Source organism: Paenibacillus sp. 01T431, from assembly GCF_056398625.1.
Genome location: NZ_JBFTPT010000013.1, coordinates 142,451 through 154,984, shown reverse-complemented (window position 1 = coordinate 154,984; position 12,534 = coordinate 142,451). Strand labels below are relative to the sequence as shown.

General features: G+C 45.4%; 9 protein-coding genes and 1 tRNA gene. 1 reads left to right on the top strand and 9 read right to left on the bottom strand.

The features are described from left to right. Positions 1 to 144 precede the first annotated feature (144 nt). From AC1DM9_RS23180 to AC1DM9_RS23140, 9 genes are all read right to left on the bottom strand, one after another. Complete coding sequence (locus AC1DM9_RS23180) at positions 145 to 735, bottom strand: non-ribosomal peptide synthetase module (protein ID WP_339207840.1); 591 nt, start codon at positions 733 to 735, stop codon at positions 145 to 147. A 212-nt stretch (positions 736 to 947) separates the two neighbouring features. After that, complete coding sequence (gene yihA / locus AC1DM9_RS23175) at positions 948 to 1,535, bottom strand: ribosome biogenesis GTP-binding protein YihA/YsxC (protein WP_076271653.1); 588 nt, start codon at positions 1,533 to 1,535, stop codon at positions 948 to 950. Beyond that, the gene (lon, locus tag AC1DM9_RS23170; RefSeq protein ID WP_477511914.1) at positions 1,532 to 3,901 is read right to left on the bottom strand and encodes an endopeptidase La; all 2,370 of its coding nucleotides are present in this window, start codon (positions 3,899 to 3,901) and stop codon (positions 1,532 to 1,534) included. Before lon ends, yihA begins: the two co-directional genes overlap by 4 nt. Before the next feature lie 37 nt (positions 3,902 to 3,938). Beyond that, positions 3,939 to 5,642 carry an ATP-dependent protease LonB gene (lonB, locus tag AC1DM9_RS23165; protein WP_339207835.1) on the bottom strand — a complete coding sequence of 568 codons (1,704 nt, stop codon included), beginning with the start codon at positions 5,640 to 5,642 and terminating at the stop codon, positions 3,939 to 3,941. Positions 5,643 to 6,447: 805 nt separating this feature from the next. Further along, on the bottom strand, positions 6,448 to 7,557 hold the full coding sequence (ispG, locus tag AC1DM9_RS23160) for a flavodoxin-dependent (E)-4-hydroxy-3-methylbut-2-enyl-diphosphate synthase (protein ID WP_054027210.1): 1,110 nt from the start codon (positions 7,555 to 7,557) through the stop codon (positions 6,448 to 6,450). A gap of 205 nt (positions 7,558 to 7,762) precedes the next feature. Beyond that, positions 7,763 to 9,019: an ATP-dependent protease ATP-binding subunit ClpX gene (gene clpX, locus AC1DM9_RS23155; protein ID WP_076271649.1), complete on the bottom strand. Its 1,257-nt coding sequence runs from the start codon at positions 9,017 to 9,019 to the stop codon at positions 7,763 to 7,765. A 16-nt stretch (positions 9,020 to 9,035) separates the two neighbouring features. Next, complete coding sequence (gene clpP, locus AC1DM9_RS23150) at positions 9,036 to 9,629, bottom strand: ATP-dependent Clp endopeptidase proteolytic subunit ClpP (RefSeq protein ID WP_053374767.1); 594 nt, start codon at positions 9,627 to 9,629, stop codon at positions 9,036 to 9,038. 228 nt (positions 9,630 to 9,857) lie between these two features. After that, positions 9,858 to 11,147, bottom strand: a complete 1,290-nt coding sequence (gene tig, locus AC1DM9_RS23145; protein ID WP_441875719.1) for a trigger factor — start codon at positions 11,145 to 11,147, stop codon at positions 9,858 to 9,860. An 88-nt stretch (positions 11,148 to 11,235) separates the two neighbouring features. After that, the gene (locus AC1DM9_RS23140; RefSeq protein ID WP_076271667.1) at positions 11,236 to 12,129 is read right to left on the bottom strand and encodes a hypothetical protein; all 894 of its coding nucleotides are present in this window, start codon (positions 12,127 to 12,129) and stop codon (positions 11,236 to 11,238) included. A gap of 251 nt (positions 12,130 to 12,380) precedes the next feature. Between AC1DM9_RS23140 and AC1DM9_RS23135 the strand changes: the two genes are divergently transcribed. Continuing rightward, positions 12,381 to 12,457 (top strand) — tRNA-Arg (locus tag AC1DM9_RS23135). Positions 12,458 to 12,534 lie beyond the last annotated feature (77 nt).

Here is a 12,534-nt window from a genome sequence, read left to right as displayed (position 1 = left end):
AAACTAAGATGCTATCCACTCGCCTTACCCTGATACTAACTGTTTAAACACGCAAAATGTTGCAAAATTCATAGATGCAATATTTTGAAAACAAAAAAAAGAGGCTGCGAAAGCAGCCTCTTTAATCAAGATTTCCTAAATGGTTTAAGCTTCAAGGATGAAGAGCTTGCGAGTCAGATCGGTTAAACGCTCATCGATTTTGCTAATTTCTTCAGCATCCTTCGTTTGGTTGCGAAGATCTAGCAATTCATTGACTGCATTGCTTAACAATCCGATTTCCCGCTCGATCAAACGACTTTGGAACACACGCTCCAGTTGGCCAAGTGTATCCTTGAATTCGAATACAATGCGCTCCCCTGTGCTCGAGCTTTCGACAATTTGGTGAACGGAACCATTCTTATAATGATAGATCATCGTATAATGACTGTAGATTCGGTTGACGATCGCGTTGCCACGGAAAGCTGAAAGAGCTTTTCGCATAGCATTGGTCAGCCTCGGTTGCACAAGACGGCAAGATAATACGCACACGTAATAGTCTTGTTGACGTTCAAAGGTCAGTCGGACTTCTTCCCTCCCTGCTACATCTTCGAGAACGAGCTCCTGATTCCCATTGTCAAGCACCAACACCTGAAGGTGTATTTGTTGCTCTTCAAATGAACGGATAAACTCAGCCATCTCTTCATTCGTCAATTGCAGTTTGGCATTTACATACTCTGTGGCTAGCCGCTTAGCCATAAAAATCTCCTCAATTCTTTGAACTTGCACGCTTTGGTCTTTAACTTTGGTCTTGTTGCTTAAGTATATTATACGTGATCTTATCATTTTATTCCTGTCGTTCATCCCCGATATTCTCGCATATTCCACAAAATAACGGTAGAATTCACGAGGAATGCCGACTATTTCACTAAATCCTCTGCTTTATAGAATAACTTGCTGGTCTTGCTACCTCATGTAGCAATCGCTTCAGTTATGATGTCCCATAGTTGCTCGCGTCCAAGCCCTAATTCAGACGAGAATAATACGACGGAATCGCTTGGGTCGACTTCAAGCGTTTTTTTGATCATTTTAATATGCTTGTCCCACTTCGACTTCGGAATTTTATCCGCCTTGGTCGCAACGACGCATGTTGGGATTTCATAATGCTTCAGCCATTTGTACATTTGCTGATCGAGCAGAGACGGTTCATGACGAATATCGATGACCAGCAGCTGAAGCTTGAGCGGCTCACGGTCACGGATATAACGTTCAATCATTTCGCCAAACTGCAAGCGCTGAGTTTTGGAAACCTTAGCATAGCCATACCCCGGAAAATCAACCAAATAAATAAGGTCATTCACGCGGTAGTAATTAAGCTGCTGCGTTTTGCCTGGCTGCGAGCTCGTTCTAGCTAAGTTTTTGCGTAAAATAAGTTTATTAATCAATGAAGATTTTCCGACATTCGAACGCCCTGCCAGAGCTATCTCTGGCAAGGCGTCCTCTGGGTATTGATGTGGTTTTACTGCGCTGATGATGAATTCTGCTTGTGTAATTTTCATAAAATCGTTGTACCTGCTTTCTCTTCCGTTTGAACCGGAAGCAACGCATGCTGCAGCACTTCATCCATATGACTGACAGGAAAAAATTGCATATCATGTCGTACGCTATCGGGAATATCCCCTAGATCCCGTTCATTTTCTTTCGGCAACAATATTTTGCGAATGCCTGCACGATGCGCTGCCAGCGATTTTTCCTTCAAACCGCCAATCGGAAGCACGCGGCCTCTGAGCGTAATTTCGCCCGTCATCGCCACTTCCTTATCCACATAGCGGTTTGTAAGCGCGGAGATAAGCGCTGTTGCAATCGTAATGCCTGCTGATGGACCATCCTTTGGAATCGCACCCTCTGGAATATGAATATGAATATCATTTTTCTCATGAAAGCTTGGGTCAATGCCCAGCTCAAGCGCTTTCGAGCGAGTGTAACTGAATGCCGCTTGAGCAGATTCCTTCATGACATCACCTAGTTTACCAGTTAACGTTAGTTTTCCGCTACCCGGCATTACTGTGACTTCAATGACAAGCGTATCTCCACCTACCTCAGTCCACGCAAGACCAGTCACCGCTCCGATCTGATTCTCGCTCTCAGCTAGGCCATAACGGAACTTCGAAGGGCCCAGCAATTCCTTGAGCTCCTCACTCGTAACTTCAAATGGCTCGGAGGATTCCGTTTGCTCATTTGCAACAAATCGTTTCGCTGCCTTACGGCACACTGCTGCAATTTGCTGCTCTAAATTTCGAACGCCGGATTCCCTCGTATATTCCCTAATCAGCTGGAGCAATACCTCTTCCGAGACAATGAGCTGTTCCTCGGTCAAGCCATGTTCCTTTTTCTGCTTCGGCAATAGATAACGATTACCGATTTGCAGCTTCTCAAGCTCCGTATATCCTGGAATATACAAGACCTCCATCCGATCAAGCAGCGGACGAGGAATATTGTGCATCGCATTCGCGGTCGTTACGAACATCACATTAGATAGATCAAATGGCACTTCTACATAATGATCGCTGAACGTGTTGTTTTGTTCTGGATCGAGCACTTCTAGAAGCGCTGAAGCTGGATCTCCACGGAAATCCATCGCCATTTTGTCAATCTCATCCAGCAAAAATACAGGATTTGAAGAACCTGCCGTCTTCATGCCTTGAATAATTCTTCCTGGCATAGCGCCTACATAAGTCCGCCTGTGACCGCGGATCTCTGCTTCGTCTCGCACCCCGCCAAGCGAGATACGCACAAACTTACGACCAAGAGATTTGGCAATCGAACGGGCAAGCGAAGTTTTACCAACACCCGGCGGGCCTACCAAGCAAAGGATTGGACCCTTTAGCTGCTTGACTAGCTTCTGAACCGCCAAATATTCAAGCACCCGCTCTTTCGGCTTTTCTAGACCATAATGGTCATCATTAAGAATCGCTTCTGCTTTGCTCAAGCTTAAATCATCTTCGGTCGTCTTGCTCCAAGGCAAAGAAAGCAGCCAATCGATATAATTGCGAATGACGCCGCCTTCTGCAGAGGTGGACGGCATTTTCTCGAGTCGATCAATTTCCTTCTCGATCTTCTCTTTCACGAGATCAGGCACGCCTGCCTCGGCCAGCTGCGCACGCAGCTCCTCGACCTCGCCAGCACGGCCTTCCTTCTCTCCGAGCTCCTTCTGGATCGCCTTCATTTGCTCGCGCAAATAATATTCCTTTTGCGTCTTTTCCATCTGTTTCTTGACGCGTTGGTTTATTTTGCGCTCAAGCTCCAGCACTTCGCGCTCGTTGTTCAAGATGTCGAGCAGCTTCTCTAGTCGAGCTCCGACATCTACGGTTTCAAGAATATCCTGCTTATCCTTGATTTTCAGCGAAAGATGGCTCGTAATGACATCCGCAAGGCGGCCCGGATCATCAATGTCGGAAACCGCCGCATAGGTTTCAGGCGTAACCTTCTTCGATAATGAAATATAATGCTCGAATTGGTTCAAGACCGAGCGCATAAGCGCATCGACTTCAGGATCATCCGTCTCCTGCTCCGGCAATTCTTTTACAGATACTTCATAAAACTCGTCGTTCGGCAAATAGTCCAAAATCTCAGCACGCGATACGCCTTCCACCAGCACACGGATCGTGCCGTTAGGCAGCTTCAGCATTTGCCTTACTTTTGCTATGGTGCCAACTTTATATATATCTTCCTCAGTCGGCTCCTCAATGTTCACTTCAGACTGTGAACAAAGCAATATCATATGATCTTCGACCATCGAGCGTTCTAACGCTCGAACCGATTTGTCCCTACCCACATCAAGGTGGAGCACCATGCTGGGATAAACGAGTAGCCCTCTAAGCGGAAGCAAGGGCAGCCGACGACCTTTCGATTTACTAGGTCCCACACCAGCACCTCCAATTGTTAACGTCTACCCTAGTTTATCATTCTACGGAATCAGCCTGCAAATACGGAACGGCTGAAGCGATAAAAAGATCGGTTCCAAGCGGAGCTTCGACCCGCACAGGGGACACTTCAGTATCTGGAAACACAAACTTGAACACTTCTTCCACCTTTTCGACAGGAATGACCTTAAGACCTTCCAAGTCTGCAAAAATCGCTTGCCAGTTCTCCCTCGGAATAATGACTGTTTTCGCACCAGCTTGGAAAGCTGCCTCAACTTTAGCTAATACGCCGCCAACTGGTTTTACGTTTCCATGTATGCCAACTTCACCTGTCATGGCCAGTTTATTGTCAATTGGAATGCCTTTTATTGCTGATGTAATAGCTGTTGCCATCGCAATACCGGCAGAAGGGCCATCAATTGGCGTACCGCCAGGGAAGTTGATATGCAAGTCAAAATCCTGCGGATTAAGCCCGATACGTCTCAAAACTGTAATTACGTTTTCGACTGAGCCCTTTGCCATACTTTTTCTTCTAAGCGTCCGCGATCCTCCGCCAAGCTCCTCTTCGTCTACAACGCCTGTTATTGTAAACAGACCTTTGCCAGAAGCAGCAGGAATTGCGCTTACTTCGATTTCGAGCAGCGTGCCCATATTTGGACCATATACAGCAAGGCCATTTACGAAACCGATTTGCGGTGCATCCGGCACCTTGCGATCTGGACGCGGTGGAATTTGACTGCTGTTTACAACCCATTCAATATCGCCCGCAGCGATGCTGTCCCTTTTTTCGGATAGAGCTACACCCGCAGCTAGCTGAATGACGTTAACCGCTTCGCGTCCGTTCGTCGCATATCGCTTGACGACATCGATCGCTTCAGGACAAGGAGCAAAGCCAATTTTTTTCACTGCGTTTTCTGCTACTAAGCCAATCTCCTCAGCAAGCAGCGGACGAAAAAACACCTCCATGCAGCGCGAACGGATAGCTGGCGGAATTTCCTGCGGCGACCGTGTTGTTGCACCGACTAGACGGAAATCAGCAGGCAGGCCGTTTTGGAAGATATCATGAATATACACTGGTATATTCGAATCCTCCGAATTATAATACGCGCTCTCCAGAAACACTTTACGATCTTCCAGTACCTTTAACAATTTATTCATTTGAATCGGATGCAATTCACCTATTTCGTCAATAAACAAGATCCCGCCATGCGCCTTCGTCACAGCGCCTGGCTTAGGTTGAGGAATACCTGCTACACCCATCGCACCTGCACCTTGATAAATAGGATCATGAACCGAGCCGATTAGCGGATCAGCTATTCCGCGCTCATCAAACCTAGCGGTTGTCGCATCGATCTCTGTAAATTTCGCTTCAGGCAAAAACGGCGAAGAAGGATTTTTTTTGGCTTCCTCCAGCACGACACGCGCCGCAGCGGTCTTCCCGACACCTGGAGGACCATAAATGATAACATGCTGCGGGTTTGCGCTGCACAGCGCCGCCTTTAAGGCACGCAGACCGTCACGCTGGCCAACGATGTCCTGCATCGCTTGCGGCCTTGTCTTCTCCGATAAGGGCTTCGTAAGCGATACACTCCTAAGCTTTCTAAGCTTGTCCATCTCCTTGCGAGACTCGCGATCAACGGCCGAGCGGTTCGTCTTCTGATTGCGCAGCAAATTCCAGAAATACAAGCCGATAACAACTGCAAAAAACACTTGAATCAACATTAATACAACACTTAAACTCATTAGTAATCCGCTCCTTTCAAGCGTAAACGGCTGAAACCGTCTAAATAGTGTAGGCTCGTTTCGCGTAGAAATATAAGCTTTTTATGAAAATAATCATCTATTTTCATTCTTATATTTCAAGCGTAAACGGCTGTAGCCGATGAAATAGTGTAGGCTCGTTTCGCGTAGAAATATAAGATTCTTATGAAAATAATTAGCTATTTTCATTCTTATATTTCAAGCGTAAACGGCTGAAACCGTCTAAATAGTGTAAGCTCGTTTCGCGTAGAAATATAAGCTTTTTATGAAAATGATCAGCTATTTTCATTCTTATATTTCAAGCGTAAGCGGCTGTAGCCATTTGAATAGTGACGATCATTTCCGCAGGAATATAATCCTTAAATGGAAATAATAATTAAATATTTTACTTCATTTTCATACCTTTCTAGCTCATCATGTAACTACAAGAAGGCATAAGAGAAGAACTTAGACCTGCTTCGTTGATTTCGATGTACATAGCTAACCTTAATAAACATGCGTATAAAATAGTATTGCCTCTACGATGTGGTAATAACCGTTAATGCTGTTATTTTTCACAAGCAATTCTCTTTATTTTGAAACCTCGGCTTGGGAAAGGGGAAATTACTTTAGCGAAGCTCGTCACTTAGAGGAATATCCAATTATCACGAAAAGTATAAAATACAATATAAGCCTAACATCACATTCATCATAGGAAGCGTTAAAACACGACTTCCCCCCTTTTTATCAACAAAAAAAAGGCTTACTCACGTCTGCAAATGACGTAAATAAACCTTTTCATAAATGATTATGCAGGTGTATGATGCTTGCGGCCAGGTATTTCGCCCGTCGCTTCAAAAACGCGTACGATTTCGTCAATTTCCTTCTTTAGCTCAGACAGCAATTCAGCTTCTGGCACCTTGCGAATGAGCTCCCCGTAACGGAAAAGCATACCCTCGCCTCTAGCGCCAGCGATACCGATATCCGCTTCACGAGCCTCGCCTGGACCATTGACCGCACAACCAAGCACAGAAACCTTGATTGGCACTTTAATTTTTGAAATATAATCTTCTACCTCATTTGCAATCGAAAACAGATCGATATCTAGACGACCGCAAGTAGGGCAGGAAACGAGTGTTGCAGCATTTGTAATTAGACCAAAGGTTTTAAGAAGCTCACGGGCAACCTTGACTTCCTCTACCGTGTCAGCGCTAAGGCTGATACGCAGCGTGTTGCCAATGCCAAGCGCGAGCAAAGCACCAATACCAGCGGAGCTCTTAATCGTGCCTGTGTGCAGCGTTCCAGCTTCTGTAATGCCTAGGTGGAGCGGATACTTAATGACTTTTGCCGCCATCGAGTACGCAGCAATGGCCATTGGAACATCCGAAGCTTTGAGAGATACGATAATATCGTGGAAATCGAGCTCCTCCAAAATACCGATATGGAACAACGCGCTCTCTACCATTGCTTCCGGCGTCGGGTAACCGTACTTTTCTAGCAAATGGTTTTCTAATGAACCGGCGTTGACGCCAATCCGGATCGGAATGCCTTTTTCCTTACAAGCCTTAACAACCGCTTCGATGCGTTCGCGGCGACCGATATTGCCCGGATTAATCCGTACTTTGTCGATGCCGTTCTCGATAGCTAGCAGTGCCAAGCGATAGTCAAAATGAATATCCGCAACTAGCGGAATATGAATGCGTTTCTTGATTTCCTTAATCGCTTCCGCCGCTTCCTTGTTGTTGACAGTAACCCGGACAAGCTGGCAGCCAGCTTCTTCAAGTCCTAGTATTTCCGCAACAGTAGCTTCGACATCAGCAGTCTTCGTCGTACACATACTTTGAATAATCACTTCGTTACTGCCGCCAATCGTTAGATTGCCGACTTTAACCGGTACCGTATCTTGACGTAAGTACATAAGCTTATCTCTCCCATGAACGGCAAAGTCCACCCTTTGACTGGCGGTTTTAGAAACCGCGCGGCTGGGTGGAAACAATGACGGTAGTCAAGCGTAAACGGCTGCTCCCATTCCATTACAATGTAGCGGAAACAGCTCGTTTCGCGGTCATATATAAGTTAAGTTATAAGCCTAGACTTATAGCTTCTTATATTGGAGTGCTGGCTTACGCACTCTCTTCTTTTTTCTTGCTTTTCTTAGCAGTAAGCTCAGGCATGATTTTTTCTTGAACGGTTTGCTCTGTGATTAGGCATGTACTTAGATCATCGCGTGATGGTACCTCATACATAACTTCCAGCATAATGCTTTCGATAATCGCACGCAAGCCGCGAGCTCCGGTGTTGCGCTTAATTGCCTCTTTCGCAATAGCATCAAGTGCAGCCGGTTCGAAATCAAGCTTCACATTGTCCATTTCAAGCAGCTTCTGATATTGCTTCACAAGCGCGTTCTTCGGCTCGGATAAAATCCGAACGAGTGCAGGCTCATCAAGCGGCTCAAGCGTCGAAATGATAGGCAGACGGCCTACAAACTCCGGAATCAAACCGAATTTGAGCAGATCCTCTGGCAATACCATCGTGAGGTATTCACCAGCTTTAAGATCCTTCTGCAATTCGCCTGTAGAGCTAAAGCCGATTACTTTCTTACCGATACGACGTTTGATCAATGATTCGAGGCCATCGAATGCGCCGCCGCAAATGAACAAAATATTCGTTGTATCGATTTGAATGAATTCTTGATGGGGATGCTTGCGTCCACCTTGCGGAGGAACGGATGCAACTGTACCTTCCAATATTTTGAGCAATGCTTGCTGAACACCTTCGCCAGAAACATCGCGCGTAATGGATGGGTTTTCCGATTTGCGAGCTACTTTATCGATCTCATCGATATAAATAATGCCGCGTTCCGCTTTTTCCACATCATAATCTGCAGCTTGAATGAGCTTAAGCAAAATGTTCTCAACGTCTTCGCCCACATAACCTGCTTCTGTTAGCGAAGTTGCATCTGCAATTGCAAATGGAACATTCAAAATTTTAGCCATCGTTTGAGCTAGCAGCGTTTTACCTGAGCCTGTAGGACCTAGCAGCAAAATGTTACTCTTTTGCAATTCTACGTCTTCGATTTTGCTTCCGGAATTAATCCGTTTGTAATGGTTATAAACCGCTACAGACAACGATTTTTTCGCAAACTCTTGACCGATGACATAAGAATCCAGAATAGCCCGGATATCTTTCGGTTTCGGAATATCCTTAAGATCAAGCTCTTCCTCATTGCCGAGTTCTTCCTCAACAATTTCGGTACAAAGCTCAATGCACTCATCGCATATATAGACGCCAGGACCGGCAACCAATTTACGTACTTGATCCTGCGATTTGCCGCAGAAAGAACATTTCAACTGGCCTTTTTCGTCGTTGAATTTAAACATGTAATCACCCCTTCGATTAAATCGTCGATACCGGTGCAGTAATCACCTTGTCAATCAAACCGTAGGCAAGAGCCTCTTCCGCGCTCATGAAGTTGTCACGGTCGGTATCTCGGTCGATTTTTTCATAAGGCTGTCCGGTGCGGTCTACGTAAATTTGGTTTAGCTTTTGTTTCGTTTTCAAAATCCAATCAGCATGGATTTTGATATCAGATGCTTGACCGCGTACGCCGCCAAGTGGTTGATGGATCATAACCTCAGCGTTAGGAAGCGCAAAACGCTTGCCCTTCGCGCCCGCTGTAAGAAGCAGCGAACCCATGCTTGCTGCCATGCCCATACAAATCGTGGACACCTCAGGCTTAATATATTGCATCGTATCAAAAATACCCATTCCCGCAGTCACGGAGCCGCCGGGAGAGTTAATGTATAGATGAATGTCTTTCTCTGGGTCGTCGGCCGCCAGAAACAGCAGCTGTGCAATGATGGAGTTTGCAACATCATCATCGATTGCGCTCCCAAGGAAAATGATACGGTCCTTCAGCAAACGGGAGTAAATATCGTAAGAACGTTCCCCGCGATTCGTTTGTTCGACTACGATCGGTACTAGATTCATGCGACCAACCTCTTTTCGTTTATGACTTTGGTTACTTACTTATTGTAACACGTCATCGTATTCATGTCATTTTTCCACTAATACATTATACGACGCCGGCCGTTCGATATGTACGGAGTTTAGCCTCCAAAACAAGCACATTTCCATATGTAGGGTCAAAATAAGGCACGTATCAACGACGTGCCTTATCCTGAGTGAAGCATTTATTCAATTATTCGTATGTGGCTATTAAACAGCTTTGCTGTTTTCAAGCAAGAACTTAATTGTTTTGCGAAGTGCAATATCTTCCTGCAAGTTGCTAAGATTTCCGTTTTTCTCAAAAATGTCGCGAAGCTCAGCAGAAGGACGGTTGTATGATTTGGACAGCTTCTCAAGCTCTTCGTTCAAATCTTCGTCGTTTGCAACGATGTTTTCTGCTTTAGCAATGGCATCAAGCACAAGGTTGTTGCGAACGCGTTTCTCAGCATCTGCGCGCATTTGATCGCGAAGAACAGATTCGTTTTGACCGGAGAATTGGAAGTATAGGTCCATGTTCATGCCTTGCATTTTAAGACGGTTTTCGAAATCTTTGATCATGTAATCTGTTTCAGTCACGATCATTGGCTCTGGAATTTCAACATCTGCTGCTGCCGTAGCTTTGTCAACAACTGCTGTTTCGCGAGCTTGTTCGCCTTCTTGGTCTTTGCGCTCTTTAAGTTTGCTAACGAGATCCTGCTTGTACTCTTCAAGCGTATCGAACTCGCTTACGTCTTTTGCAAACTCATCGTCTAGCGTTGGCAAGCTTTTGCGTTTGATTTCGTGAAGCTTCACTTTGAACACAGCTGGTTTGCCTGCAAGGTGCTCTGCATGGTAGCTCTCAGGGAAATTAACTTCAATGTCCTTGAAATCTCCGATTTGCATGCCAACCACTTGCTCTTCGAAACCTGGAATAAACGAGTTCGAACCAAGCTCTAGTGAATAACGCTCGCTTGCTCCGCCTTCAAACGCTTCGCCGTCTACATAACCGTCGAAATCGATAACAGTGATGTCGCCGTTAGCCGCTGCGCCTTCTTCAACAACAGTAAGCTCAGCATGACGCTGTTGCAAACGCTCAAGTTCAGCTGCGATTTCCTCTTCTGTAACTTCAGAAACTACGGATTCAACTTCCAAGCCTTTGTATTCGCCAAGTGTAACTTCTGGCTTAACGATAACTTTTGCTTTGAATTTGAATGTTTCGCCTTTTGCGAATTGCTCAACTTCAATCTCAGGACGGTCAACCGGCTCAAGATTAGTTTCTTTGATTGCATCGGAATAAGCATCCGGCAACAGAATGTCAATTGCATCCTGGTACAGGCTCTCAATACCGAAACGGGATTCGAACATGCCGCGAGGCACTTTACCTTTACGGAATCCAGGTACGTTTACTTTTTGTACGACTTTCTTAAATGCTTGATCAAGAGCAACAGTGACTTTCTCCGCCCCTACCTCCACGTCGATCGACACGATGTTCTTGTCTATTTTTTCCCAAGTTGCTTTCATTTTATGCCTTCCCCTCCGAAAATGCTCATGCATCAGTAGTTATCACGTTTCATAAACCATTCTATTATAAACAAGCTAGCCCAGATTATCAAGACTCTGGCTCATCTTCTCCCGATTGCTGCAAAACGGCAACCTGTCTAAGCGCCTTGCATGCTTGCTCATAACGGAACCTTAAACCTTCGGTAATGCCGTATGTATCACGAATATCGTCATCGTTTGCCGAGCCGTAAACGGTAAGAAGCAGCGTCAAATGCAGCGCAGCTGCAAAATAATCAACTGTATCCTCGTCTTCTCTCAACATCCAATGATAAGCAGCCGTACCATACAAAAACTGTAAACTTTCCTTCCAAAGCTCTCTAGCAAAATGCGGCAATGTGGGATCATCGACCTCGGCAACCTGCTCTGTCCGCTCCAATATCCTAATAATTGGCGAAGGGAATTCATCCATAGAAAGGGGCGTCGCTTCCAAATCAAGCTCTACGGTTTCACCAAGTCTCTCCAGTGTCAGTAAACCGGCAGCTCCTCGCTTGCGCAAGCATTGCAGTGCCTTAAACTGAACGACAGGGTGAACCTGCTGGGTTACCAGCCAATTTTTAATGGAATCATCCACTTCTGGAGTCTGAATATAAGCAGCGCGTTCAAGAGCAAGAATTTGCTGATCGATCATCGGATGATTTTGCATGATGTAGAGCACTTGGTTCACATAAGCTTCATCTTGATCAGGAGGATTAAGAAGCTGCTCGCGCATAGTCGCCTCGTCCTCTTCCTTCTCTCGCTTGGCCGATAGGAATCCCGAATCTTCTCCATCATTTCCTTCTCCAGGAAAAGCCATGTCAAGCCACGTAAGTAAGCTGTCCCACTCTTCATAATGGCGAGCATCCTCGCCCTGGCATTGCAGCAAAAAGCGCAGCAACTCCTTGGCCTCCCCGTATTGTTCCGCTTCCAGCATACGGGTTAACTGTACCTGATAATGGTCCAGCATGCTAGGGAACAAGTAAACGTTATCCTTGTTGTCGCCTTGTGTGTCATTGGGAGTTGTAATGATAACACCGCCTTATGGTCGCGCCTTTTGTTCATTCGGACAATCTTGCGTACGATTATACCATGTACAATCAAAAGAAAAAACAAATGTAGTATTCCGACAACTCATAAATCTTATTTTATAATAAAAAGAATATAAATTCAAAAAAGTGCTTGCAATATTTTAATGATGTGTGCTATATTATTTCTTGTGTCCCGGTAGCTCAGCTGGATAGAGCAACGCCCTTCTAAGGCGTCGGTCGGGAGTTCGAATCTCTTCCGGGACGCCATATTATTATCCATTAACGCCGCCTATTCAGGTGGTTTTTTTATTATATACTGATCTATTTAAAAGAGGCTGATCCCG

Excerpts from the sequence above, each read along its gene's own strand:
- clpX (WP_076271649.1), bottom strand. The coding sequence starts at position 9,019 with ATGTTTAAATTCAACGACGAAAAAGGCCAGTTGAAATGTTCTTTCTGC.
- tig (WP_441875719.1), bottom strand. The coding sequence starts at position 11,147 with ATGAAAGCAACTTGGGAAAAAATAGACAAGAACATCGTGTCGATCGAC.
- lonB (WP_339207835.1), bottom strand. The coding sequence starts at position 5,642 with ATGAGTTTAAGTGTTGTATTAATGTTGATTCAAGTGTTTTTTGCAGTT.
- AC1DM9_RS23180 (WP_339207840.1), bottom strand. The coding sequence starts at position 735 with ATGGCTAAGCGGCTAGCCACAGAGTATGTAAATGCCAAACTGCAATTG.
- AC1DM9_RS23140 (WP_076271667.1), bottom strand. The coding sequence starts at position 12,129 with ATGCTGGACCATTATCAGGTACAGTTAACCCGTATGCTGGAAGCGGAA.
- clpP (WP_053374767.1), bottom strand. The coding sequence starts at position 9,629 with ATGAATCTAGTACCGATCGTAGTCGAACAAACGAATCGCGGGGAACGT.
- yihA (WP_076271653.1), bottom strand. The coding sequence starts at position 1,535 with ATGAAAATTACACAAGCAGAATTCATCATCAGCGCAGTAAAACCACAT.
- ispG (WP_054027210.1), bottom strand. The coding sequence starts at position 7,557 with ATGTACTTACGTCAAGATACGGTACCGGTTAAAGTCGGCAATCTAACG.